Origin of the sequence: Mycobacterium mantenii (genome assembly GCF_001667865.1) — a bacterium.
Taxonomy (GTDB): Bacteria; Actinomycetota; Actinomycetes; order Mycobacteriales; family Mycobacteriaceae; genus Mycobacterium; species Mycobacterium mantenii_A.
The window spans coordinates 137,655-160,912 of the sequence record NZ_LZJP01000100.1 but is presented as its reverse complement, the minus strand read 5'-3'; the positions used below and the strand labels follow the sequence as shown (position 1 = coordinate 160,912).

Sequence of the window (23,258 nt, the reverse complement as noted above, 5' to 3'; positions counted from 1 at the left end):
CGACGCTTTCGGCCGACTGTCCCGATGTATCGCCACAATTTGAAAATTCTATGCGGCCCGCGGCCGGCGCCCCCGGCGGCGACGCGGTTCGCTAGTGTGGGCTGGCCGTCGGGAAGGATCCATGTCCGCTTTGCGTACCTTCGGGATCTCGCTCGTGGTCACCGCGGCGGCGCTCGGCCTGGGATATGCCTACGGCGGTTTCAAAGACCTCTATCTGCTGGTGGTGCTAGCCGCCCTCGAGGTGTCGTTGTCGTTCGACAACGCCATCATCAATGCGGCGGTCCTGAAACGGATGAGCCGGTTCTGGCAGCGGATGTTCCTGACCATCGGGATCCTCGTCGCCGTGTTCGGCATGCGATTGCTCTTCCCGTTGCTCATCGTGTGGGTGACCGCGGGCCTCGACCCGGTGCGGGCGATGGAGCTGGCGCTGCATCCGCCGCCGCACGGCGCACTGGAATTTCCCGACGGCTCGCCCAGCTACGAAAAGCTCGTCATCGTGGCCCACCCCCAGATCGCGTCGTTCGGCGGGATCTTCCTCTTGATGCTGTTTCTGGATTTCGTTTTCTATGACCGAGACATCAAGTGGCTCAAGTGGATTGAGATCCCGTTCGCGCGCATCGGCCGGCTGGGTCAGGTGTCGCTGGTGGTGACCGGTGTGGTGCTGGTCCTGGTGGGCACGCGGTTGACGCACTCGGCCGACGAGGCGGCCACGGTGCTGACCGCCGGACTGCTGGGCTTGGTCACCTATCTGGTGGTCAACGGATTGAGCCGGGCGTTTCGGCCATCCGACCCCGAAGGCGACGCCGAATCCGGGGCCGGCGCGGCGACCGGCTGGGCCGGCCTGACCCTGTTCCTCTACCTCGAAGTTCTCGACGCCGCGTTCTCGTTCGACGGCGTCACCGGCGCGTTCGCCATCACCTCGGATCCCATCGTCATCGCGCTGGGGCTGGGGCTGGTGGGCTCGATGTTCGTCCGGTCGATCACCATCTACCTGGTCCGCCAGGAAGCGCTGGGCCGGTACGTGTATCTGGAACATGGGGCGCACTGGGCGATCGGGGCGCTGGCCGTGATCATGCTGTTGTCCATCGAGCCGCGATTCGCCGTTCCCGAGCCGGTCACCGCCTCGGTTGGGGTGGTGTTCATCGCGGCGGCGCTGGGCTGGAGCATCCTGCGCAACCGCCGCGACGCGCGCCGGGGCGTGACAAGGCCCCGCTAGGCCTCGATCTGCCCGGCGATGCGCCGTTCGATCGCCGCCCGGGCGGGGGCGGGAAGCACGATCAGGCCGTCGAGCTCTTTGGTCGCCCGCGCGTAAGCGTTCTGGCGTTCCTCACGCGTCGCCGCCTCGTCGTGCGCCAGATGAAGCAGGTGCTGGGCGCGCGCCAGCCGCTGCTGATCGTCCGCCGAGAAGTCGCTGCGCCGGCGGCGGATCGCCTCCGCCTCGGCGATCTCGAACGCGCTGAGGTACTCGTGGACGGCGTCGCGGTAGTCCAGCAGCGCATCCCGGTTGCCCACCAGGGCGTCGGGCGGCTCCGGCCGCAGCAGATCGGCGTGGTGCTTCGCCTTGTGAAACGCGATGGTGAGCGGGTCGCGCATGTTCGTCATCATCGGGAAGTCCAACAGCTTGGCGATGTCGAGTTCGTAGTCAAACCACCGGGCGTCGGTACGGTCGTGCGCGGCAACGAGCTTGGCGAGTTCTCGGCGGTCGTGTTCCTCGTTGGCCCGTCCGCGTCCGGTTGCCTCGGCCACCGCGATCTTGGCCTGCTGCTTCAACCGGTACCGCTCCATCCGGCGCTCGGCGCGACGCTCGTTGGCCGCGGCGATGGCCCGAAGGCCCCCGCCGATCGCACCGCCCAGCGGGAACACCAACCACCAGAAGTTGGCGGCGAAATGCAGCACCGGGGTCACATCGCCAGGATGCCACCGAGAATCCCGCGGCGGCGCCGGCGCGGTTACGCCGTAAGCGTCAGTGCCCCTGGGCCTTGAACCGCTCGATCGAACGCTGGATCTCCGCCTCGGCGTCGTCGCGGCCGACCCAGTCCGCGGCCTTGACGAACTTGCCCGGTTCCAGGTCCTTGTAGTGCACGAAGAAGTGCTTGATGACTTCCCGTTCGAATTCCGGAACGTCGTCGAGGTCCTGGATGTGGTCCCAGCGGTGGTCGCCGGCCGGAACGCAGAGCACCTTGTCGTCGCCGCCCTTCTCGTCGGTCATCTGGAACATGCCGACGGGGCGCGCCTCGACGATCACTCCGGGAAACACCGACTGCGGCAGCAGCACCATCGCGTCCAGGGGGTCGCCGTCTGCGCCGAGGGTGTCTTCGATGAAGCCGTAGTCGGCCGGATAAGCCGTCGCCGTGTACAGGTAGCGGTCCAGACGAACCCGCCCGGTGTCGTGGTCGATTTCGTACTTGTTCCGCTGGCCTTTCGGGATCTCGATGGTCACGTCGAATTCCACCGCGTCGGCTCCTTGTCTGTCGAGGAAGGCGTCTGTTTGGGCAGGCCAATTTTGCTCTGCTACACCCTAGTCGAGCGCATCGCCGCCGATTCGGCAGAATGGGTTGGAGACAGTCAGGAGAGTGATGGCCGGTACTCGCTGGCAAAAATCCACCCCAGTGTTCATCGGGTTGGGCGTGCTGGCGTTTGTCGCCGCGGTAGTGGTGGCGGCAACGTTTTTCACCACGACCGGCCACGGCGCCAACAGCGCGCATGCCCCGATCCCGCCCCCGCACGCCCCGGCGGTGAAGCCGGGGATGGTCCCGGTGAGCGATACCGCCGAGCTACCCAGCGGTCCCGGCGTCGGCGCGATGCTGGCGCCGGTGGCGGGCGACCCCAACCTGGGCCGGTTGGGCGGTCGGGTCACCGACGCCATCACCGGGAAAGAGCTGTGGCAGGTGGCGGACGACATGCCGCTGGTGCCTGCGTCGACCAACAAGGTGCTCACGGCGGCCGCGGCGTTGCTGACCCTGGACCGTCAGGCCCGGATCAGCACGCGCGTGGTGGCCGGCAGCCAGAACGCTCAGGGACCCGTCGTGCTGGTGGGGGCCGGGGATCCGGCGCTGTCGGCGGCGCCGCCCGGCGTGGACACCTGGTACCGGGGGTCGGCGCGGATCAGCGACCTCGTCGAACAGATCCGCCGCAGCGGCGTGACGCCCACCGGGGTGCAGGTGGACACCTCGGCGTTCAGCGGGCCGACCATCGCGCAGGGCTGGGACCTGGCCGACATCGACAACGGCGACATCGCGCCGATGGAATCGGTGATGATCGACGCCGGCCGCATCCAGCCCAGCACGGTCAACTCGCGGCGGTCCCACACCCCGGCGCTGGACGCCGGGCGGGAGCTGGCCAAGGCGTTGGGCCTGGACCCGAATGCGGTGACGATCGCCAACGCCCCGTCGGGGGCCCGGCAGCTGGCGGTCGTGCAGTCGGCGCCCTTGGTCCAGCGGTTGTCCGAGATGATGGACCACTCCGACAACGTGCTGGCCGAGAGCATCGCCCGCGAGGTGGCGGCCGCGATCAACCGGCCCCGCAGCTTCGCCGGCGCCGCCGATGCGGTGAGCAATCGGTTGACCACCGCCCACGTCGACACCGCGGGACTGGCGCTGCTGGATTCCAGTGGGCTCTCGGTCGACGACCGGCTGACCGCCAAGACGCTCGACGGCGTGCTGCAGGCCGCGGCGGGCCCCGACCAGCCGTCGCTGCGGGCGCTGCTGGATCTGCTCCCGATCGCCGCCGGCAGCGGGACGCTGGCCGACCGCTTCACCGACGCCTCGACGGCCCAGGGTCCCGCCGGGTGGTTGCGGGCCAAAACCGGCTCGCTGACCGGCATCAATGCCTTGGCGGGGGTGCTCACCGACCGTAGCGGCCGGGTGCTCACCTTCGCGTTCCTCTCCAACAACGCCGGGCCGAACGGCCGGAACGTGATGGACGCGCTGGCGACCCGGCTGTGGTCCTGCGGGTGCTCATGACGTCGACGCCGGACCTGACGCTGGGTACCGCCGTCGACTGGCAGTTCGCGGCCACGGTCGGTCGGCGGCTGGCCCGGCCGGGTCCGCCGTCCAGCGAGTACACCCAGCGCCAGGTGATCGACGAGTTGGCCCGTGCCTCGACCAAAGCCGAGCCGTTGGTGCGCGACGTCACCGGCCTGGTCACCAATGGCTTTGACAAGGGCCATGTGCCGGCCGCCCGCATCGTCGACCGCCCGGATTGGATCGGCGCGGCCACCGAGTCGATGCGGGTGATGATGAACGGCGCCGAGAAGCCGCGCGGGTTTCTCACCGGTCGCGTCACCGGCGCGCAGACGGGCGCGGTCCTGGCCTACGTGTCGGCGGGGATTCTCGGCCAGTACGACCCGTTCGCCACTGCCAACGGCGCCAAGACGGGCTGCCTGCTGCTGGTGTATCCGAACGTCATCGCCGTCGAGCGGCAGCTTCGGGTCGAGCCGTCGGATTTCCGGCTGTGGGTGTGCCTGCACGAGGTCACCCATCGCGTGCAGTTCACCGCCAACCCGTGGCTGCCCGGCTACATGTCGCAGGCGCTGGGCCTGTTGACCCGCGACACCGGTGAGGACATGGGGCAGGTGATCGGCCGGCTCGCCGAATACGCGCGCAACCGCGGTGGGCCGGCACCCGACGCCAACAGCGCGGGGATTCTCGGTTTGGTGCGTGCGGTGCAGTCCGAAGAGCAGCGACGGGCGCTGGACCAGTTGCTGGTGCTGGGCACCCTGCTGGAGGGCCACGCCGACCACGTCATGGATGCCGTCGGGCCGATGGCGGTGCCGTCGGTGGCCACCATCCGCCGCCGGTTCGACGAGCGCCGCCACCGCAAACAGCCGCCGTTGCAGCGGTTGCTGCGCGCGCTGCTGGGGCTCGACGCCAAGCTCAGCCAATACACCCGCGGCAAGGCGTTCGTCGACCACGTGGTCGGCCAAGTGGGCATGGCGCGGTTCAACGCCATCTGGACGGGCCCCGAAACGCTGCCGTTGCCCAGCGAGATCGAAGAACCCCAGCGATGGATCGACAGGGTGCTGTAGGCCGGCTGCGCGCGGCGGTCGAGGCGTTCATCAAGACCCACCTCGCGACCGTCGAACAGTGGTGCGTGGCGCTGTCCGGCGGCCCGGATTCCCTGGCGCTCACCGCGGTTGCGGCCCAGCTGCGGCCCACCACCGCCGTGGTCGTCGATCATGGCCTCCAACCTGGCTCGGCCGCCGTCGCCGACGCTGCCCGGGCGCAGGCCATCTCATTGGGATGCGTTGCGGCTCAAGTTGTTCGGGTTCAGGTGGGCAACCAGGGCGGCCCGGAGGCGGCGGCGCGTTCCGCCCGCTATGCCGCGTTGGGCGCCTATCACAGCGGCCCGGTGTTGTTGGGCCACACGCTCGATGACCAGGCCGAGACGGTGCTGCTCGGGCTGGGCCGGGGGTCCGGGGTGCGCTCGATCGCCGGGATGCGTCCCTACGATCCGCCGTGGTGCCGGCCGCTGCTGGAGGTTCGGCGCGCCGTGACGCACGCCGCCTGCCGGGAGTTGGGCCTGACGCCCTGGCAGGATCCGCACAACGCCGACCGGCGGTTCACCCGGACCCGGCTGCGCACCGAGGTGCTGCCGCTGCTGGAGGACGTGCTCGGCGGCGGCGTGGCCGACGCGCTGGCCCGTACCGCGACGGCGTTGCGGGAGGACTCCGAGTTGATCGACACGTTGGCCGCCCGGGCGCTGCCCGGGGCCGCGGCGGACTCGGGCCTGCGGGTGCCGGCGTTGGAGGTGCTGGACGCGCCCGTCCGGCGCCGGGTGATTCGGGCCTGGCTGCTGGCTGGCGGCGCAACGGGCCTGACCGACAAGCAGATCCGGGGGGTGGACACCCTGGTCACCGGCTGGCACGGGCAGGGCGGGGTGGCGGTGGGGTCCTCGGTGCCGGACGAACGATTGTTCGCGGGCCGCCGCGACGGTGTGCTCACGCTGTGGCGCGAGCCGGTCGGCAAGCCGGGCGGTTAGCCGCAATTTCGGGGCTGCCGTTGGTTATTCGCCCGCCGTCGTGGCACTCTGTGGGCGTGGCCCAGATCTCCTCGGCGATCACCCCAGCCCAACCCGCGGAGCTGTACCCCGGGGATATCAAGTCTGTCCTGCTGACGTCGGCGCAAATTCAGGCGCGAATCGCCGAACTCGGCCGCGAAATCGGGCAGCACTACCGCGACATCGCGACCGAGACCGGACAGGATCTGCTGCTGATCACCGTGCTCAAGGGCGCTGTGATCTTCGTCACCGACCTGGCCCGCGCGATTCCGGTGCCCACCCAGTTCGAATTCATGGCCGTCAGCTCCTACGGGTCATCGACGTCCTCATCCGGCGTGGTGCGGATCCTCAAGGACCTGGACCGCGACATCGAGGGCCGCGATGTGCTGATCGTCGAGGATGTCGTCGATTCGGGCCTGACCCTGTCCTGGCTGCTGCGCAACCTCACCACGCGGCACCCGCGTTCGCTGCGGGTGTGCACGCTGCTGCGCAAGCCCGACGCGCAGGGCGCCCACGTCGACATCGCCTACGTGGGCTTCGACATCCCCAACGACTTCGTCGTCGGCTACGGCCTCGATTACGACGAGCGCTACCGCGACCTGTCCTACATAGGCACCCTGGACCCCAGGGTCTACCAGCAGTAGATCGGGGCCCCGATTCGCCGTCGGGCTAGCGGTGATCGCAAGCGCGGCCAAGCCGGGCGCGGCGGGTCGCCGCCATCGGGCTCAGTCCAACTCCCATACCGCGGTCACCGAGAAGCTCACGGTCTGCTGGCCGGGTTCCAGCGGGACCATGGACGGCATGGCTCGCGGCGCCCCGACCGGCGGCGGGGTGTTGCCGGTGGCCTCCGAAATGGACAGCACCCGGCCCAGCCGCAGCCCGGACAGCTGGGCGTACTGCTCGGCGCGGCTCTTGGCGTCGTTGAACGCGCGCGACCGGGCGTCCTTCACCAGTTGTGAATCGTCGGCGATCGAATAGCGGACGGACTTGATCCGGGTGGCGTCGCCGCCCGTGCCGACGATGAGGGCCAGGAGCCGCGACGCGGCATCGGTCGGGTGGATCTTGACCGCGATGGCGTTGGTGGCGCGATACCCGGTGATGGCGGCGGTGCCGCTGGGCGCGGGGTTGTTGTATTCCGGCGACAGCGTGACTTCGGTGGTGCTGATGTCCTTACGGTCGATGCCGGCGCCCGTCAGCGCGTTGATGACCGCCTGTTGCCGGTCGTTGGTCTGGTTCATCGCCGCGGTGACGTCGGATGCGGTGAATTCGATGCCGACGTCGGCGGTCAGGGTGTCCGGGACGCCTTGAACCTGACCGGTTCCCACAACCGTGACCTGACGGGGGTTGGCTCCGGGCTGCGCCGGGCTGCGCTTGTCGCACGCGGGTAGGGCGGCGATTGTCAGGCCGGCCGCGACTGCGGCGATGAATCGGTGGACGGATCTTTTGATGCTGCGTGTCGGCATGACTGGACACTAGCGTCTACCTTGCCTCGAAACGAGGATGCTTCATCCGTCACGGACTGCCCCTCTTCACGACGGGGTGCTGCTCACAATTGTCCTTGCGTCAGAGCGCAATTGGTGCGCTTCGGTGCCATGCCCGCCGCCGGCCTGCCCTAAAGAAGCGGCAATAGCCCTCCGCCCGGGCCGCCGTCGGGAGGCCCGGTCAGGTCGGACTTCAATCCACGGAATCCGCCATTCTTCGCCCGTTTATCCGCGAGCCGACTCTGGACATCGGCGGGGAGGCGCCCAATGCGGTCAGGTGAATCCCACAGTTCCCAGGTTTGAACCGCCCAGTACAACGCGAACTCGAGGATCACCGCCGATTCCAACCAGATGACCCATGGCTCCCATCCGGGACGCTTGAGATGCACTGCGACAACTGCGATTAACGTCACGATCATCGCTACGGCAATGATCCCGTAGAACCACATGTAGCGGTCCTTGTGCGGTGACTTCTCAGTGTCCTCGTGCGCCACAACGTATGCGGCGCAGAAGACGGTGATGATGAAGGACAAGAGCAGCAAGACGCCGGAGATGCCGTGGATATGCGCGTAGAACCAGTTCGGGAAAAAGACAAGGGCAATAAAGCCGAGCGCCATAATTACCCAGAAAATCAACAGCGCGACGGTTCCCAGCGGGCTTCTCTTATGCCGAGAGTGGTTGCGCCAGTGCAGCACGGCCATAGCCGACCAGCCCACGATCAGCGCGACAACGACCGTCCAGACATTGGGCTGGATTGCGGGCACGAATTGGGGCGGCAGATCATTCTTCCCGCACAGGGGTGCGGGTCGACCCTGCGGCACCATCGCGATCATCAACGCGGCGACCCCGGCCAGGGTCAACAACACATTTTCGGTGTCGTTGCTGCCCTTGTACATGATGAGTAGCGCGCCCAGCGCCAGTAGCGCGGCGATCATGATGCTGTGCGCGGAGGTGTAATAGTAAGCGCTGATGGCGAATTGCCAGCAGGTTGCCGATAACTGTTCGATCAGGATGGCTAAACCGAGCATCAGCGTAATGATCACCATGCCGACTCGTATGTCACGGTATATGGCGAGAGTGATGGGAGTTGATTTCCGGTCGTTCATGCCGCCTACTACTGCCGGATCACGAGCGCTTTCCTTTTATTCGCTTCGGGCGTGCCCGGTTTCTGTGCGCGGAGAATATCGGCCGATCTGGCTGATTGCAGAGTTTTTGGGCAAAATGGAGTAACCCGGTGGTTCTAGAAGGGTGGGTCGTCCGGCAAGGGTTGCAGCACCGGTTCGTCGGGCGTCCAATCCGGCGGCAATTCTTCCGGTTCCCTGGGATCGTTCACCCAAGTGCAATACGGGCTGGTGCTCGGGGTGCCTTTGAACAGGAACAGCATGTCGCGCATGTGATTTCGAAATTTGCGCGATTCGATCTCCTGTTTCCGCGCCTGTTCGAGCCGCACGTGGGCCTCGTTGATCGGCCTTTGCTCGCGATTGTGTTTGCGGGCTCGCGCAATTCGTGCGCTGCGCTGCTGTGATCTGATTCGCCGGTTCGGTTCAGGCGTCACGCAAGCCGGTCGGCGCGGTTGTGCGAAGAGGTCGGTACCGGCGGGCGAGGTGCGATAGGTGCGTCCACTCGGCGATGTCCACACCACGGTTCCGTCGGCAAGTTGCTTGTCCCGCCAGCCACCGAACGTTTTGAGCCGATGATGTTGGCGGCAGAGGCATTTGAGGTTCTCCGCCGTGGTTGGACCGCCCGCCGCCGGATCCTGGTGGTTGAACGGAACGGTGTGGTCGAGGTCGCAGACCACCGCCGGCCGGCTGCATCCCGGGAAGCGGCAGGTCAGATCCCGGCATCGAACGGCCCGCTCCAGTGCCGCGGAAGGTTGATAGCGCAGCGCCTCGACCGGGCTCGTCACTGGATCGGCGATGAGCACGGATGCCGCGGCGGCCAATTGGCGCACCTGCTCGGCATCGATGACGCCATAGCCCTCGAGGTAGCCGGGCTCGGCCCCATTGGCGTGGACGGTTTGCTCGCTGGCCACCACATTGATGACGACACGCGCCAGGGCCTGATCGGTGGCGGGCTCGTGGTCGCCCACGCGGGCGGGGCACTCCGGTCGTCCACAGGCGCAGGCCAATCCACGGCCTTCAGCCAGCGCGGCGAGCGCATCGGCTCGTCGCTGGTCCATGGTTCGCGTGTCCGCCGGGCACACCTGCTTCGCGAGCTGGGATAGTCGCCGGTCGAAGGCGGCGGCGGCCGAGGCCGCGACTGAGCCGTGAATCTCGGCCATCCCATTGTCGGAGGCGCTGATTCCGATGTGGCGGTCGTCCTCGGCGGCGAGGCGGCGCTCGCGGGCGGCGTCGGGGTCGGCGGTCCGCACGGCGGCATCGACGGCGTTGACAATCCGTTGCCTAGACCAGCCGTGCCAGTTGCCGATGCGGTCGGCCAGCGAACGGTCAATCTTGGCGATCAGCCTGTGGTCGGTGACCAGATCGGTACGGCTGATGATCAACCGCACTGTGCGCCAATCTGTTCGGCCCTCGGCCAGCAGGGCCCCGATCTTGGGCAACCTGATGTCGAGCGCCTCGGCATACGACACCAGGTAGCTGGCGCCCGTGGGGGAGAGGTTCATCGCGGCGGCGACCTCGGCGGCCGTCTGCTCGAAGCCGGCGATTTCCGCGTACTCCCGGTCGGGCTGTTCAGCGGTCGCCACGCGGTGCCGAAGCAACGCCGCTACCGCCGAAAGCCGACGGGCCACCAGCATCGATTCCTCCCGATGCGTGGACTCGATCACTCCCACCAGCGCCGCGGGATCCGACGGAGATTCGAACATACATTCGATACTAGCGCCGGGGCCCGACAATCCGGGTGTGCCGAGACGGAACACGGTTTCATGCCGAACTCTGATGCGCCGACGGCCGAGCATCTGTATTTGTTGTGAGCCGTTACGCTGGCGCCCCGGTCTGGGCCGGGTGTATGTGTCTGCTCTCTGCGCAATCTCAGTGCCCCCCAGCGATGCCCCATGCGGCGGGTACGTTGCGGGGCCGCGAGCGGATTTTCGCCTGCCATTGATATGAAGTCGAATTACTCGGTGCATCAACAGGTTTCGTAGTCAAGACTGGTCAACTCACGTCAAAAATCCAGGCCGGTGCCATCAATGGTGACTCAAATCGACTGCTGTCTCGTTCATATCGAACTCGAACCAGGCTTGCAAGGCCGCACACATAGTCCCCGGAAACGCTCAGCAATCTGCCACGAATCATATGAACGCCGATCGAATCGAGGATTAACAGCCCGCTCGTGACATGGCAATACCCAAACGGCCGTGGCTTAACGTGTCCGGTGATTCGCAGCGGTGGCGAAATCGATGCACTGAAAGTTGTTGACGCAAAGAGCAATCAGGGAGGAATGCGAATGTCGATCGTGATCACGGAACCGGGGAAGTTGAGTGCGGCGGCCAGCGAGCTGCACTCGATCAACGCGGCGCTATTCGCCGGAAACGCGGCCGCGGCCGGCCCGACAACATCGGTGGCTCCGGCCGCCGCGGACGTGGTGTCGGCCCTGACGGCCGCCCAGTTCGCCGCGCACGCCCAGCTCTATCAGGCAATCAGCGCACAGGCGGCATGGTTCCAGCAGCAGTTGGCGACGACCCTCGGGATCGCCGCGGGTTCGTACGCGGCTACCGAGGCCGCCAATACCGAGATCGTCGGTTAGGCGACGGGGAGTCATGCTGGATTTCGCGCAAGTGCCGCCGGAGGTCACCTCGGCATTGATCTATGCCGGGCCCGGGTCAGAACCGATGATGGCCGCGGCCGCGGCCTGGGATGCGTTGGCCGCCGAGTTGCTCACGACGGCATCGTCCTATCTGTCCGTGGTCAGCCAGCTCACCGACGGGCCCTGGCTGGGTCCGGCGGCGGCTTCGATGGCCGCTGCCGCGGCCGCTCAGATCGCATGGCTCAACGGCATCGCCGAACGAGCCGAACAGGCCGCCGCTCAGGCCGCGGCGGCTGCGGGTGCTTACGAAACCGCACTCGCCGTGGCGGTGGCGCCGGCGGAAGTCGCTGCCAACCGGGAGTTGCTGACGGTTCTGCTGGCGACGAACGTTCTCGGCCAGAACACAGCGGCAATCGCGGCGACCGAGGCGCAGTACGTCGAGATGTGGGCCCAGGACGCGGCCGCGATGTACGGCTATGCCGGAGCCTCGGCGGCGGCCTCGACGCTGGCGCCCTTCGACCCGGCGGTGCCCGCCACCAATCCGGGTGGGCTTGCCGCCCAGGGTGCCGCGGTCGCGCAAGCGGTCGGGGCCACGGCCACGGACACTCAGGCGCTCGCCACGCTGACGCAGGCGCTTCCAGGTGCGCTGTCAGAGCTCTCCGCACCCCAGGCGATGGCGCAGGCAGTGACGAATCCGCTCGCCGGGGGAACCGTGGAGCTGCCTGGATGGGCGGGCGCGTTGCTGGAGACGCTCACCGGATCGTCGACCTTGCATCCCGGCACGCCCATCGACATGTTCAAAGAGTGGGTGTCCCCGACCAGGCTCTTCGTCACGATCTTCAAAGACATTGAAGGCCTGGGTCAATCGTTGGTGCCGAAGGCCGCGGCGGGTGCTGCGAAGGCGGTGGAAAGTGTCGGAAGGGCCGCCGAGACGGTGCTGCCGGCCACGCTGTCGAGCGCCGGGATGGGAAGCGCGCTGGGCAGGTCGGTGTCGATCGGGGCGCTGTCGGTACCGCAGGCGTGGGCCGCCGCCGCGCCGGCCGCGACGCCCACGATCGCCACGCTCGCGGGCGTCGAGAGCGTGGCCGCCGCACAGCCCGCCACCAACGCCGTAGGCGGGTTGCCGATGTTGGGTAGCGGCGCCGGCCGGGGCCTGGCAGCCCACTTCGCCGCCCCCCGGTACGGGTTCAAGCCCACGATGGTGGCGCATCCACCGGCCGGGGGGTAGTGAGGGAACCCGACGACCGGCAACCGTCAGGGCGTGACGAGGATCTTGCAGTGCCGCTCGGGGTCGGCGAGATCGTCGAACGCCGCGCCGACCCCATCCAGGCCGACCTCGCCGGTGATCAGCGGGCTGACGTCGATCTCGCCCTCGGCCAAACTGCGCAGCGAATCGCCGAACTCGTCGGGGGTGTAGGCCAGTACGAATTGCACGTTGATCTCTTTGGCGATCGCGAAGAACGGATGGACGGTGTCGGGTTGCATGCACACGCCGGCGACCACCAGGCGGGTGCCGGGCCGCGCCCGAAGGAGCACGTCGTCGATGATCCCGGGCACGCCGACCGCCTCGAACACCACCGCGGGCTTGACGGTGTCGAACGGCGAACCCTGGGCCGGGTCCAGCGTCTGGCGGGCCCCCATGGCGGTGGCCAGTTCCCGTCGTTTGGGCGAAAAATCAGATGCCGCAATGGTTTCGACACCACGCGCCCGAAGTGATGCGATGATGGCGATCCCGATCGGGCCGCAGCCGAGCACCAGGGCCGTCTCGCCGGGCGCGATGTTGGACTTGTTGACCGCGTGCAGGCCCACCGCCATGGGTTCGGTGAGGGAGGCATGTTTGAAGTCCAGGCCGTTGGGGACGGGCAGCAGCAGCGGCGCCGAGAGAAGCATCCGTTCGGCATAGCCGCCGATGGTGTTGTTGCTGTAGACGATCGGTTCAACGCCCTTGGCGGACAACAGCACCGGCAACGATGTGACCAGGGTGCCCGGTGGGTGGGTATCGGTGTCGGGGCCGGCTTCGAGTATCTCGGCGCTGAACTCGTGGCCCATGAAGATGTCGTGGTCCAGGTCGACGTGCATGCCGCCCGTGCCGCCGGCCACCCGGTCGCTCATTTCCAGCACCTGCGCGCCGTGCGCGGCGAAATGCAGGTCGGACCCGCAGATTCCGCATGCCCGCACACCCACCAGCACCTGGCCGGCTTCGGGAATCGGGTCGGGCACGTCGTCCCGGTAGACCATGCGGCCATCCCGTAGCACTGCCGCGCGCATCAGTGCACCGCGTCTTTCTGCTCGTCGACGTGCTCGGTGATGGCCTTGACCACCGCCTCGCCCGCGCGGCCGATCAACTGGTCGCGCATGCCTTTCGCCCAATCATGCGACGAGCGAGACGCTTCGAGCTGTCGTTTGAAGTGTGGAATCACCTTGCGCGCCATCAGGTCATAGCTGTGGTACGTCGCCTGCGGCGAGGCCCAGTCGTGGCCCAGCATCAACAGGGTGCCGAAACCGCCGGAGCGGTCGAGCAGGTCTTCGATGTGGGCGATGGCATCCTCGGGCGTGCCGATGCAGCAGTTTCCCTTGGCCGCATAGTCGGCGACGAACTCGTGTGGCGTCTGGGTGCCTTCCACGCTGTTGGCCAGCGGCACGAATCCCGCAGCGCCGAAGTAATTCGCGAAATCCTGCAGCCCGTAAGTGCAGTCGTCGATGGCCTGTTCACGACTGTCCGCGATGTGCATGATGCTCAAGACGCGCCAGTCGGCCCGGTCCGGCTCGTCGCGGCCGGCCTTCGCGGCCTGTTCGCGGACTACGTCCCAGGTGGTTTCCAGCGCCGCGTAGCCGCCGGGCACCGACATCGACAGCGACAGCAGCGAGGTGCCGAGTGCGCCGGCCAATCGCGGTCCTGATGGCGAAATCATTGCCGCCGTGGAGATTTCGGGGTAGGGCCAGGTATATGGCCGGATGTGCAATTGCGCGTCGCGCAGGGTGAACCAGTCGGAGTGGCGGTCTATTCGCTCGGTGGGTGCGGCGCGGAACAGCGCCAGGATCGCCTCGAGGGACTCCTGCATCATCCGGCGCTGCTCGATCGGGTCGATCCCCATCATGTAGGCGTCCGAGGGCAGCGCGCCGGGACCGGTGCCGAACATCACCCGGCCGCGGGTCAAGTGGTCCAGCAGCACCCAGCGGTCGGCCACCATCAGCGGATGGTGGTAGGGCAGCGACACCACCCCGGTGCCCAGCCGGATGTGCTTTGTCCGCTCGGCGGCCGCCGCGATGAACACCTCCGGGCAGGCGATCAGCTCGTAGCCACCGGAGTGGTGCTCGCCGAACCACGCCTCGTCGAATCCGAGCCGATCCAGCGCGACGACGCGTTCCATGTCGTATTCCAGTGCCACCGTTGGAGATTGGCCAACCGGGTGAAACGGGGTGATAAAGACACCGAAACGCAGCGGTGCGCTCATTGCAGCTCCAATCCGTTGAGGAATTCCAGTAAGGCCGCATTCACCTCGTCCGGGCGCTCCTGCTGCAGCCAATGCCCGGCCCCGTCGATCATCACCTGTTGGTACGGGCCGGAGATCGCGTCGGAGGCGCGGTCGGTGCGGGTGAAAGACAGGACGGGATCGGCCGTCCCACCGATGAACAGACACGGCACCGAGATCTTCGCGCCGTCGAGCTCGGGGGTGGTCTCCCAATTGCGGTCGAAGTTGCGATACCAGTTCAGGCCGCCGGTGAAACCGGTGCGGGTGAACTCGGCGATGTAGTGGTCGAGCTCGTCCTGGCTTATCCACTCCGGCAGCCCGTCGGGTTCGGGCAGGCGCTCGATGAAGCCTTCCGGACCGGGGGTGGCCATCCGCACCAGCGCGTCCTTGCCGGATCGCAAACTTCCCATCATGCGTCGCATCACCCGGGCGGGATCGGCGTTCAATTCGGCGTCGGCGACGCCGGGCTCCTGGAAGTACAGGATGTAGAAGAAGTTCTCGCCGAAGGTCTTGCGCCACGCCGTCGTTGGTGCCACGTGTGGGCGCGGCGTCACCGGGACGCTCATCGCGGCGACGGCGGCGACGCGGTCCGGGTGCAGCAACGGGGCGTTCCACACCACGGCGGCGCCCCAGTCGTGCCCGACCCACACGGCGCGCTGCGCGCCGACGTCGTCGAGCAGACCGACCAGGTCGGCGGTCAACTGATGAATGTCATAGGCGTCGACCGCCTCCGGACGGTCCGAACCGCCGTAGCCGCGCTGATCGGGTGCCAGCACGTGGTAGCCGGCTTCGGCGAGGACGGGGATCTGGTGGCGCCAGGAGTAGGCCAGTTCGGGAAAGCCGTGCGCCAGGAGCACCACGGGTGCGCCGCGGTCGCCCGCTTCGGTCACCCGTAGCCGCACACCATTGGTATCTACTAACCGTTCGGTTGGGGGCACCGTCTCACCAAAGCACAACGACTGCGGGCTGAGAAGGCCCCGAATCGGTGTGGCCTACGCGAAATGCGTTTGGTTGCTCACTGAAAGGGCCGGAAGGCGGGAATACTCGAATTGATGCGGCTGGACCATGTGGTGCTCTGGACGAAGGATCCGCGGGTGGCGATGGACTTCTACACGCGCGTCGTCGGGCTGGAACCGGTCCGCTTCGCCGAATTCGAGGCCGGCGACGCGCCGTTTCCGAGCGTGCGGATCTGCGCGGACTCCATCATCGACCTGATGCCCGCCGAAGGCATCTCGGCGACCCAGACTTTGACCCGAACCGAGGGCAGCGCCGGCCACCCGGTGAATCACGTCTGCCTGGCGATGTCCAAGGCCGAATTCGACGCGCTGGACCGGCGGCTGCAGGCCGAAGGGGTGGATACCGGGGCGCGGTTGAACCGGAGCTTCGGCGCGCGCGGGTGGGCGCCGCAGGGGTACTACTTCGCCGATCCGGACGGCAACGTGGTTGAGGCCCGGTACTACGAGTAGTCGGGAACTGCCCGTCGTTAACTACAGAGGGCCCGGCTCCACCGGAGCTGGCGATCGCCACTAGCGGTAGCCTGGACTTTTCCAGCTGCGTGTATATCGGGGAAGGACCTGGCCGGCAAGGCCGATGATTGATGAACCGGAAAAACGTAATTCGCACCATCACGGCAATTGCGGTCGTGGTGCTGCTCGGTTGGTCGTTCTTCTACTTCAGCGACGACACCCGCGGCTACAAGCCCGTCGACACGTCCGTGGCGATGTCCCAGATCAACGGCGACAACGTCAAGAGCGCGCAGATCGACGACCGCGAACAGCAACTGCGATTGACCCTGAAAAAGGGCAACGGTGACACCGACAATTCCGACAAGGTCATCACCAAATACCCGAGCGGCTACGCGGTCGACCTGTTCAACGCGCTGAGCGCCAAGAACGCAAAGGTCAGCACCGTCGTCAACCAGGGCAGCATCCTGGGCGAGCTGCTGGTCTACGTCCTGCCGCTGCTGCTGCTGGTGGGGCTGTTCGTGATGTTCTCGCGCATGCAGGGCGGCGCCCGGATGGGCTTCGGATTCGGCAAGTCGCGCGCCAAACAGCTCTCCAAGGACATGCCCAAGACCACGTTCGCCGACGTCGCCGGCGTCGACGAGGCGGTCGAGGAGCTCTACGAGATCAAGGACTTCCTGCAGAACCCGGGCCGCTATCAGGCGCTGGGTGCCAAGATCCCCAAGGGCGTGCTGCTCTACGGGCCGCCGGGAACCGGTAAGACGCTGCTGGCCCGCGCCGTCGCCGGGGAGGCCGGGGTTCCGTTCTTCACGATCTCCGGCTCCGATTTCGTCGAGATGTTCGTCGGCGTCGGCGCGTCCCGGGTGCGCGACCTGTTCGACCAGGCCAAGCAGAACAACCCGTGCATCATCTTCGTCGACGAGATCGACGCGGTGGGACGCCAGCGCGGCGCGGGCCTGGGCGGCGGTCACGACGAGCGCGAGCAGACGCTGAACCAGCTGCTGGTCGAAATGGACGGGTTCGACCCGCGGGCCGGCGTCATCCTGATCGCCGCCACCAACCGGCCCGACATCCTGGACCCGGCGCTGCTGCGGCCCGGCCGCTTCGACCGGCAGATCCCGGTGTCCAATCCGGACCTGGCGGGTCGCAAAGCGGTGCTCGAAGTGCACTCGAAGGGCAAGCCGATCGGCCCGGACGCCGACCTCGCCGGGCTGGCCAAGCGCACCGTCGGCATGACCGGCGCCGACCTGGCCAACGTCATCAACGAGGCCGCGCTGCTCACCGCCCGCGAGAACGGCACCGTCATCACCAGCGCCGCGCTGGAGGAAGCGGTCGACCGGGTGATCGGTGGGCCGCGCCGCAAGGGACGGATCATCAGCGAGCAGGAAAAGAAGATCACCGCCTATCACGAGGGCGGGCACACCTTGGCGGCCTGGGCGATGCCCGACATCGAGCCGATCTACAAGGTGACAATCCTGGCGCGTGGACGCACCGGCGGGCACGCGGTGGCGGTGCCGGAGGAAGACAAGGGCCTGCGGACCCGCTCAGAGATGATCGCGCAGTTGGTGTTCGCCATGGGCGGACGCGCCGCCGAGGAGCTGGTCTTCCGGGAGCCGACGACGGGCGCGGTGTCGGACATCGAGCAGGCGACCAAGATCGCGCGGGCGATGGTCACCGAATTCGGGATGAGCTCCAAACTCGGTGCCGTCAAATACGGTTCGGAGCACGGCGACCCGTTCCTGGGCCGCACGATGGGAACGCAGGCGGACTACTCGCACGAGGTCGCCCGCGACATCGACGACGAGATCCGCAAACTGATCGAGGCCGCGCACACCGAGGCGTGGGAGATCCTCACCGAATACCGCGACATTCTCGACATCCTCGCCGGCCAGCTGCTGGAAAAGGAAACCCTGCACCGCGCCGAGCTGGAAGGCATCTTCTCCGGTGTCGAAAAACGGCCACGGCTCACGATGTTCGACGACTTCGGCGGCCGTATCCCGTCGGACAAGCCGCCGATCAAGACGCCCGGCGAACTCGCGATCGAGCGCGGCGACCCCTGGCCCCCGCCGACCCCCGAGCCCGCCTTCAAGGCGGCTATCGCGCGGGCCAGCGAAGCCGCTGCCGCCGCACGGGTGGAGGCCGACAGAAACGCCAACGGCGGCAACGGTTCTCATGGTGTTCAAGGCGACGGCAGCCGTCAGGGAGAGCCGCAGGGGCCCACCCAACCCGACTATGGCGCCCCGGCCGGCTGGCGCGCGCCGGGATGGCCGCCGCAGCAACAACAGCCGACGTACTGGCATCCGCCCGCGCAGCCCGGACAGCAGCCCTATTGGCCGCAGCCGGGGCGCGGCTACCCGGGCCCGCAGCAGGGCTATCCCGGACCGCAGGGGCATCCGGGCGGTCAGCAAAGTTATCCCGGTCAGCAGGGCGGCGCGGGTCACCCCGGTCAGGCGCGTCCGGCCTACCCGCCATATCCCCCGTATCCGCCGCCCGGCCAACCCGCCCCGGAGGGTGGTTCGCCGGACCGGCAGGATGAGGACGTGAGCCGGTCCAACCCGCCGGCGCACGGCTGAGCAAACGGAGGATTCGATGGCGCTGCCGGACACTGCGATGACCACGACGCGGCTGTTCGATCAGGATCGCGCCGAGGCCGCGGTCCGCGAGTTGCTGCACGCGATCGGCGAAGACCCCGACCGGGACGGGCTGCGGGAAACGCCGGCCCGCGTCGCCCGCGCCTACCGCGAGATGTTCGCCGGGCTCTACACCGATCCCGACAGCGTGCTGAACACCATGTTCGACGAGGACCACGACGAGTTGGTGCTGGTCAAGGAAATTCCGCTGTACTCCACTTGCGAACACCATTTGGTGTCGTTCCACGGTGTGGCCCATGTCGGCTACATCCCGGGCAACGACGGCCGGGTCACCGGTCTGTCGAAGATCGCGCGGTTGGTCGACCTGTACTCCAAGCGGCCCCAGGTGCAGGAGCGGCTCACCAGCCAGATCGCCGACGCCCTGGTGAAAAAACTCAATCCGCGGGGCGTGATCGTCGTGGTCGAGGCCGAGCACCTGTGCATGGCGATGCGCGGTGTGCGTAAGCCCGGGGCGGTCACCACCACCTCGGCGGTGCGCGGCCTGTTCAAGACCAACGCAGCTTCTCGAGCCGAGGCGCTCGACCTGATCCTGCGTAAGTGAGTTTGGCGCCTGTGCAGGTAATGGGAGTTCTGAACGTCACTGACGATTCGTTCTCCGACGGCGGCCGCTACCTCGATCCCGACAAGGCCGTGGCGCAGGGTCTGGCCCTGGTCGCCGACGGCGCCGACATCGTCGACGTCGGGGGAGAGTCGACCCGGCCCGGCGCCACGCGGATCGATCCACACGTGGAGTCGGCCCGTGTCGTTCCCGTTGTTAAAAATCTTGCGGCACAAGGCATTACGGTAAGCATCGACACCATGCACGCCGATGTCGCGCGGGCGGCGGTGTGCGCCGGAGCGCGGATCGTCAACGACGTGTCCGGTGGCCGCGCCGATCCCGCGATGGCGCCGCTGCTGGCCGACGCGAAAGTGCCCTGGGTGCTGATGCATTGGCGATCGGTGTCGGCCGAGCGTCCGCACGCGGCGCCGCACTACCGCGACGTGGTCGCCGAGGTGCTCGCCGAGCTGCTGGCCAGCGTCGACGCCGCGGTGTCCGCCGGGGTCGACCCCGGTCAGCTGATGATCGACCCCGGACTGGGGTTCGCCAAGACCGGACAACACAATTGGGCGCTGCTGCATGCCCTGCCGCAGTTGGTCGCCACCGGCATCCCGGTACTCCTGGGCGCATCGCGCAAACGGTTCCTCGGTACGTTGTTAGCCGGGGCCGACGGTTCGCCGCGACCGCCCGATGGGCGCGAGACGGCCACCGCGGTGGTTTCCGCGCTGGCCGCATTGCACGGGGCCTGGGGGGTGCGAGTGCACGATGTGCGGGCCACGGTCGATGCCCTCAAGGTCGTAGCGGCCTGGACCGCCGGGTCGCACACGAAGCTGGCTGGAGACAATGGCTGATCGAATCGAGTTGCGCGGGTTGCAGGTTCGCGGACAACACGGAGTTTTCGACCACGAGCGCACCAACGGTCAGGACTTCGTCGTCGACATCACCGTGTGGATCGACCTCGCCGGCGCCGCCACCAGCGACGACCTGGCCGACACCTACGACTACGCCGCGCTGGCCCAGCTCACCGCAGACGTGGTGGCCGGGCCCGCGCGCAACCTGATCGAGACCGTCGGGGCCCAGATCGCCGATCAGGTGATGGACGACGAACGTGTGCATGCCGTCGAGGTGGTGGTGCACAAGCCGCAGGCTCCGATCCCGCAGCAGTTCGCCGACGTCGCGGTGGTGGTGCGGCGGTCGCGCCGCGGCGGCCGCGGTTCGGTGGTTCCGGCGGGCGGGGCGCTATGACGCGCGACCACGACGATGATGCCGGCTCGGCCGGCATTGAGGGGCGCCCATGACGCGCGTCGTCTTGTCCATCGGTTCCAACCTGGGTGACCGACTGGCGCGGTTGCAGTCGGTCGTCGACGGGCTGGGAGAGGCGGTGCAGGCCGTGTCGCCGGTGTACGAGACCGACCCCTGGGGCCGGGTGGATCAGGCGCCGTTCCTCAACGCGGTGCTGATCGCCGACGACCCGGCCCGCGACGGGCAGGGCTGGCTGCGCCGCGCGCAGGAATTCGAGCGGGCCGCGGGCCGGGTGCGCGGCGAGCGCTGGGGCCCGCGCACCCTCGACGTGGACCTGATCGCCTGCTACGGCCCAACGGAGGTGATCTCCCGGGACAACAACCTCACGCTGCCGCATCCGCTGGCCCACCTGCGGGCGTTCGTGCTCATCCCGTGGCTGGACGTCGATCCGGATGCGCGGCTGACGCTGGCCGACGGGCCGCAGCCCGTCGCCGGCCTGCTCGCCCAGCTCGAAGCGGCCGACCGGGACGGCGTCCGGCTGACCGGCCTGAAGCTTGCGCCGAACGGGAAGTCGCCGGTCGATCCCGGGCCGACGACCTGATGGGACCCACCCGCAAGCGTGACCTGACCGCCGCGGTAGTCGGCGCGGCCGTGGTGGGGTACCTGCTGGTCACCGGCCTTTTCCGGTGGTTTCCGCGGATCACGGTGTGGACCGGGCTGTCGCTGTTGGCGATGGCCGTCGTCGAGGCGCTTTGGGCGCGCTACGTGCGGGCCAAGATCAACGAGGGCGAAATCGGGTCCGGGCCGGGTTGGCTGCATCCGCTTGCGGTGGCCCGCAGCCTGGTAGTCGCCAAGGCCTCGGCCTGGGTGGGCGCGTTGATGCTGGGCTGGTGGGTCGGCGTCCTGGTGTACTTCCTGCCGCGCAAGTCCTGGTTGCGGGCCGCCGCCGAGGACACCTCGGGCGCGGTGGTGGCGGCCGTCAGCGCGCTGGCGCTGCTCGTCGCCGCGCTGTGGCTGCAACACTGCTGCAAGTCGCCGCCGGATCAGACCGAGCACGGCGAGGGTGCGGAAACGTAGCCCCGCGCCGGGATTGCCACCGGTCACCGGGCGATCGACGCATCCGCCCCCGCGGACAACCCGCGCGAGAATCGCCGGAGCCGCGCGACACGCGGATTGACCTCGCGCAGGTACTCTCAGGCCATGACCGTTCTGTCCCGCGGCGCCCGAGTACGGCGCGGCGGCCGCAGGCCGGGGTGGGTGCTCTTGACGGCGTTGCTGGTCCTTGCGATAGGGGCCAGTTCCGCATTGGTTTTCACCAATCGGGTGGAACTTCTCAAGCTCGCTGTAATCCTGGCGCTGTGGGCCGCAGTCGCCGGCGCCTTCGTCTCGGTGCTCTATCGCCGTCAAAGCGACGCCGATCAGTCCCGGGTCCGCGACCTCAAGCTGGTCTACGACCTACAGCTGGACCGGGAGATCTCGGCCCGGCGGGAATACGAACTGACCGTCGAGTCCCAGCTGCGCCGCGAGCTGGCCTCCGAGCTGCGCGCTCAGGCCGCCGACGATTTGGCCGAGTTGCGCGCGGAGCTTTCCGCCCTGCGGACCAGCCTGGAAATCCTGTTCGACACCGACCTGGCGCACCGCCCGGCCCTCGGCGGGACACCCGAGGCCGAGCCGCAGCCGGAGCGCGCGTACAGCGAGTGGGATCGCAACGGCGAGAACCCCCGCGACGCCCCGGTCGATTGGGTGCCCAGCGACCGGGTCACGACCGTGCCGCAGGACAACTCCGGCCGCGCCGACGACGCCATCATCGACGTGCCCGAGGAACCGCTGATGCCATCTCGGCAGCAGCCGTCCCGGCGTGAGCGCTACCGGTACGAACCGGCCCAGGATCCGGCCTACGCTGAGGAGCCCTCGTACGCCGAAGAGGCCCCGTATGCGGGACCGGCGGAGCCGCGGTTCGAGCCTCGTCACCAACCGCCACCGGCCCCGGCGGCGGCAGCCCAGTTCCAGCCGGAGCCGCAGCCGGAGCCCGAACCGGAACCGGTGCCAGAACCTCAGCGACACTCCCAGGCGCATTGGCCGGGCCAGGGCTGGCAGCCGGCCGCCGCGGAAGGACAGTGGTTGCCGCCGGGTGCCCCGGGCAGCAATTGGGCCGGCGCCGATTCACCCGCGGAATCGGCCGGTGGGCGGCGGCGTGCCCGGCATTCGGGCGACGACGAGGCCTGGGACGGCCTGCCCGTCGAGCCGGTGCCACCACCGCCGTACGGCGACGCCGGGCGCCGGGCGAGGTCGCGCCACTCGACGGAGTACCGGGACTACGGTGCGCGCAATTTCGCACCCACCAACGAGCCCCCGGCCGCACCCCCTCCGGCCGCGGCGACGCCGCCCCCACCGTCGGCTCCCCCGATGCAGCCGGGCCCGTCCGCGGGTGCGCCGCCACCCCCGCGCCTGGCGCCGCCGCCCGCGCCCGAGCAGGCGCCCCGGCACGGCGGTGACCCGCAGCAGGAGGACCCCGAAGGCGGCGGAGAAGGCGCCTCAACCGGCGGCCAGTCGGTGGCAGACCTGCTGGCCCGCCTGCAGGTGCAGCCCTCAGAGGGCGGCCGTCGCCGTCGCCGCGAAGGCTGAGCTGGGAGCTTCCTCACATTGGGTAATGCCTGGTAATCGACTACAGTCGTAGTGACCGAACGGTACCCACCAAGTGGGACCGG

Annotated in this window: 23 protein-coding genes; 15 read left to right on the top strand and 8 right to left on the bottom strand. The window is 68.1% G+C overall.

Going from position 1 to position 23,258, the window contains the following annotated elements:
• Positions 1 to 121: 121 nt before the first annotated feature.
• Positions 122 to 1,216: a DUF475 domain-containing protein gene (locus A5688_RS18235; RefSeq protein WP_067831347.1), complete on the top strand. Its 1,095-nt coding sequence runs from the start codon at positions 122 to 124 to the stop codon at positions 1,214 to 1,216.
• On the opposite strand, the gene A5688_RS18230 is transcribed toward A5688_RS18235, so the two are convergent.
• The gene (locus A5688_RS18230; protein ID WP_067908693.1) at positions 1,213 to 1,905 is read right to left on the bottom strand and encodes a hypothetical protein; all 693 of its coding nucleotides are present in this window, start codon (positions 1,903 to 1,905) and stop codon (positions 1,213 to 1,215) included. The two genes, A5688_RS18235 and A5688_RS18230, sit on opposite strands and share 4 nt — an antisense overlap.
• Positions 1,906 to 1,963: 58 nt before the next feature.
• Entirely contained in the window at positions 1,964 to 2,452 is a 489-nt protein-coding gene (locus A5688_RS18225; RefSeq protein WP_067831343.1) for an inorganic diphosphatase, read from the bottom strand.
• A gap of 124 nt (positions 2,453 to 2,576) precedes the next feature.
• On the opposite strand from A5688_RS18225, the gene dacB reads away from it, so the two are divergent.
• From dacB to hpt, 4 genes are read left to right on the top strand one after another with little or no spacing between them, the layout of a single operon-like run.
• Entirely contained in the window at positions 2,577 to 3,962 is a 1,386-nt protein-coding gene (gene dacB, locus A5688_RS18220; protein WP_120312559.1) for a D-alanyl-D-alanine carboxypeptidase/D-alanyl-D-alanine endopeptidase, read from the top strand.
• Positions 3,959 to 5,026 (top strand): zinc-dependent metalloprotease, encoded by a 1,068-nt coding sequence (locus A5688_RS18215; protein WP_067908730.1) that lies wholly within the window; start codon positions 3,959 to 3,961, stop codon positions 5,024 to 5,026. Before dacB ends, A5688_RS18215 begins: the two co-directional genes overlap by 4 nt.
• On the top strand, positions 5,005 to 5,979 hold the full coding sequence (gene tilS / locus A5688_RS18210; protein WP_067908697.1) for a tRNA lysidine(34) synthetase TilS: 975 nt from the start codon (positions 5,005 to 5,007) through the stop codon (positions 5,977 to 5,979). The genes A5688_RS18215 and tilS overlap by 22 nt, the downstream gene beginning before the upstream one ends.
• A gap of 50 nt (positions 5,980 to 6,029) precedes the next feature.
• On the top strand, positions 6,030 to 6,641 hold the full coding sequence (gene hpt / locus A5688_RS18205) for a hypoxanthine phosphoribosyltransferase (RefSeq protein ID WP_067831338.1): 612 nt from the start codon (positions 6,030 to 6,032) through the stop codon (positions 6,639 to 6,641).
• An 81-nt stretch (positions 6,642 to 6,722) separates the two neighbouring features.
• Here hpt and A5688_RS18200 read toward each other — a convergent pair whose 3' ends face one another.
• The 3 genes from A5688_RS18200 to A5688_RS18190 form a co-directional block, all read right to left on the bottom strand.
• Positions 6,723 to 7,460 carry an SIMPL domain-containing protein gene (locus A5688_RS18200; protein WP_067831336.1) on the bottom strand — a complete coding sequence of 246 codons (738 nt, stop codon included), beginning with the start codon at positions 7,458 to 7,460 and terminating at the stop codon, positions 6,723 to 6,725.
• 149 nt (positions 7,461 to 7,609) lie between these two features.
• Positions 7,610 to 8,524 carry a hypothetical protein gene (locus A5688_RS18195; protein ID WP_067908702.1) on the bottom strand — a complete coding sequence of 305 codons (915 nt, stop codon included), beginning with the start codon at positions 8,522 to 8,524 and terminating at the stop codon, positions 7,610 to 7,612.
• 194 nt (positions 8,525 to 8,718) lie between these two features.
• Positions 8,719 to 10,302 (bottom strand): HNH endonuclease signature motif containing protein, encoded by a 1,584-nt coding sequence (locus A5688_RS18190; protein ID WP_067908705.1) that lies wholly within the window; start codon positions 10,300 to 10,302, stop codon positions 8,719 to 8,721.
• Positions 10,303 to 10,883: 581 nt separating this feature from the next.
• Here A5688_RS18190 and A5688_RS18185 point away from each other — a divergent pair.
• Together A5688_RS18185 and A5688_RS18180 are read left to right on the top strand one after the other, a co-directional pair.
• Positions 10,884 to 11,183, top strand: coding sequence for a PE family protein (locus tag A5688_RS18185; protein WP_067831330.1), 300 nt, complete (start codon positions 10,884 to 10,886; stop codon positions 11,181 to 11,183).
• Positions 11,184 to 11,196: 13 nt separating this feature from the next.
• The gene (locus tag A5688_RS18180; RefSeq protein WP_067908708.1) at positions 11,197 to 12,411 is read left to right on the top strand and encodes a PPE family protein; all 1,215 of its coding nucleotides are present in this window, start codon (positions 11,197 to 11,199) and stop codon (positions 12,409 to 12,411) included.
• Positions 12,412 to 12,437: 26 nt separating this feature from the next.
• On the opposite strand, the gene A5688_RS18175 is transcribed toward A5688_RS18180, so the two are convergent.
• Genes A5688_RS18175 through A5688_RS18165 form a run of 3 tightly spaced genes read right to left on the bottom strand, consistent with a single transcriptional unit; the run spans position 12,438 to position 15,594 of the window.
• Entirely contained in the window at positions 12,438 to 13,451 is a 1,014-nt protein-coding gene (locus tag A5688_RS18175) for a zinc-binding dehydrogenase (protein WP_067831325.1), read from the bottom strand.
• Positions 13,451 to 14,638, bottom strand: a complete 1,188-nt coding sequence (locus A5688_RS18170; protein ID WP_067831323.1) for an LLM class flavin-dependent oxidoreductase — start codon at positions 14,636 to 14,638, stop codon at positions 13,451 to 13,453. Before A5688_RS18170 ends, A5688_RS18175 begins: the two co-directional genes overlap by 1 nt.
• Positions 14,635 to 15,594, bottom strand: coding sequence for an alpha/beta fold hydrolase (locus tag A5688_RS18165; protein WP_207546692.1), 960 nt, complete (start codon positions 15,592 to 15,594; stop codon positions 14,635 to 14,637). Before A5688_RS18165 ends, A5688_RS18170 begins: the two co-directional genes overlap by 4 nt.
• 114 nt (positions 15,595 to 15,708) lie before the next feature.
• On the opposite strand from A5688_RS18165, the gene A5688_RS18160 reads away from it, so the two are divergent.
• The 8 genes from A5688_RS18160 to A5688_RS18125 all read left to right on the top strand — a co-directional run bounded on the left by A5688_RS18160 (position 15,709) and on the right by A5688_RS18125 (position 23,175).
• On the top strand, positions 15,709 to 16,122 hold the full coding sequence (locus tag A5688_RS18160) for a VOC family protein (RefSeq protein ID WP_067908714.1): 414 nt from the start codon (positions 15,709 to 15,711) through the stop codon (positions 16,120 to 16,122).
• A 131-nt stretch (positions 16,123 to 16,253) separates the two neighbouring features.
• Positions 16,254 to 18,692: an ATP-dependent zinc metalloprotease FtsH gene (ftsH, locus tag A5688_RS18155; protein ID WP_067831314.1), complete on the top strand. Its 2,439-nt coding sequence runs from the start codon at positions 16,254 to 16,256 to the stop codon at positions 18,690 to 18,692.
• A gap of 16 nt (positions 18,693 to 18,708) precedes the next feature.
• Positions 18,709 to 19,311, top strand: a complete 603-nt coding sequence (gene folE / locus A5688_RS18150) for a GTP cyclohydrolase I FolE (RefSeq protein WP_067831312.1) — start codon at positions 18,709 to 18,711, stop codon at positions 19,309 to 19,311.
• A complete protein-coding gene (folP, locus tag A5688_RS18145) occupies positions 19,308 to 20,159 on the top strand; it encodes a dihydropteroate synthase (RefSeq protein ID WP_120312558.1) in 852 nt (283 codons plus the stop codon). The genes folE and folP overlap by 4 nt, the downstream gene beginning before the upstream one ends.
• Positions 20,152 to 20,553: a dihydroneopterin aldolase gene (gene folB / locus A5688_RS18140; protein ID WP_067908720.1), complete on the top strand. Its 402-nt coding sequence runs from the start codon at positions 20,152 to 20,154 to the stop codon at positions 20,551 to 20,553. The genes folP and folB overlap by 8 nt, the downstream gene beginning before the upstream one ends.
• 49 nt (positions 20,554 to 20,602) lie before the next feature.
• Positions 20,603 to 21,151: a 2-amino-4-hydroxy-6-hydroxymethyldihydropteridine diphosphokinase gene (folK, locus tag A5688_RS18135; RefSeq protein WP_067908723.1), complete on the top strand. Its 549-nt coding sequence runs from the start codon at positions 20,603 to 20,605 to the stop codon at positions 21,149 to 21,151.
• Positions 21,151 to 21,627, top strand: a complete 477-nt coding sequence (locus A5688_RS18130) for a DUF3180 domain-containing protein (RefSeq protein WP_067831303.1) — start codon at positions 21,151 to 21,153, stop codon at positions 21,625 to 21,627. The genes folK and A5688_RS18130 overlap by 1 nt, the downstream gene beginning before the upstream one ends.
• A gap of 123 nt (positions 21,628 to 21,750) precedes the next feature.
• Positions 21,751 to 23,175, top strand: a complete 1,425-nt coding sequence (locus A5688_RS18125) for a DUF6779 domain-containing protein (RefSeq protein ID WP_067831297.1) — start codon at positions 21,751 to 21,753, stop codon at positions 23,173 to 23,175.
• Positions 23,176 to 23,258: the final 83 nt, after the last annotated feature.

What these genes read in the sequence shown, in the direction of transcription:
- A5688_RS18170 (WP_067831323.1), bottom strand. Translation starts at nt 14,638, where the DNA reads ATGAGCGCACCGCTGCGTTTCGGTGTCTTTATCACCCCGTTTCACCCG.
- A5688_RS18200 (WP_067831336.1), bottom strand. Translation starts at nt 7,460, where the DNA reads ATGCCGACACGCAGCATCAAAAGATCCGTCCACCGATTCATCGCCGCA.
- tilS (WP_067908697.1), top strand. Translation starts at nt 5,005, where the DNA reads ATGGATCGACAGGGTGCTGTAGGCCGGCTGCGCGCGGCGGTCGAGGCG.
- A5688_RS18185 (WP_067831330.1), top strand. Translation starts at nt 10,884, where the DNA reads ATGTCGATCGTGATCACGGAACCGGGGAAGTTGAGTGCGGCGGCCAGC.
- folK (WP_067908723.1), top strand. Translation starts at nt 20,603, where the DNA reads ATGACGCGCGTCGTCTTGTCCATCGGTTCCAACCTGGGTGACCGACTG.
- dacB (WP_120312559.1), top strand. Translation starts at nt 2,577, where the DNA reads ATGGCCGGTACTCGCTGGCAAAAATCCACCCCAGTGTTCATCGGGTTG.
- A5688_RS18215 (WP_067908730.1), top strand. Translation starts at nt 3,959, where the DNA reads ATGACGTCGACGCCGGACCTGACGCTGGGTACCGCCGTCGACTGGCAG.
- A5688_RS18175 (WP_067831325.1), bottom strand. Translation starts at nt 13,451, where the DNA reads ATGCGCGCGGCAGTGCTACGGGATGGCCGCATGGTCTACCGGGACGAC.
- A5688_RS18195 (WP_067908702.1), bottom strand. Translation starts at nt 8,524, where the DNA reads ATGGTGATCATTACGCTGATGCTCGGTTTAGCCATCCTGATCGAACAG.
- A5688_RS18125 (WP_067831297.1), top strand. Translation starts at nt 21,751, where the DNA reads ATGACCGTTCTGTCCCGCGGCGCCCGAGTACGGCGCGGCGGCCGCAGG.
- ftsH (WP_067831314.1), top strand. Translation starts at nt 16,254, where the DNA reads ATGAACCGGAAAAACGTAATTCGCACCATCACGGCAATTGCGGTCGTG.
- folE (WP_067831312.1), top strand. Translation starts at nt 18,709, where the DNA reads ATGGCGCTGCCGGACACTGCGATGACCACGACGCGGCTGTTCGATCAG.
- A5688_RS18235 (WP_067831347.1), top strand. Translation starts at nt 122, where the DNA reads ATGTCCGCTTTGCGTACCTTCGGGATCTCGCTCGTGGTCACCGCGGCG.
- folB (WP_067908720.1), top strand. Translation starts at nt 20,152, where the DNA reads ATGGCTGATCGAATCGAGTTGCGCGGGTTGCAGGTTCGCGGACAACAC.
- A5688_RS18180 (WP_067908708.1), top strand. Translation starts at nt 11,197, where the DNA reads ATGCTGGATTTCGCGCAAGTGCCGCCGGAGGTCACCTCGGCATTGATC.
- A5688_RS18190 (WP_067908705.1), bottom strand. Translation starts at nt 10,302, where the DNA reads ATGTTCGAATCTCCGTCGGATCCCGCGGCGCTGGTGGGAGTGATCGAG.
- A5688_RS18130 (WP_067831303.1), top strand. Translation starts at nt 21,151, where the DNA reads ATGGGACCCACCCGCAAGCGTGACCTGACCGCCGCGGTAGTCGGCGCG.
- A5688_RS18160 (WP_067908714.1), top strand. Translation starts at nt 15,709, where the DNA reads ATGCGGCTGGACCATGTGGTGCTCTGGACGAAGGATCCGCGGGTGGCG.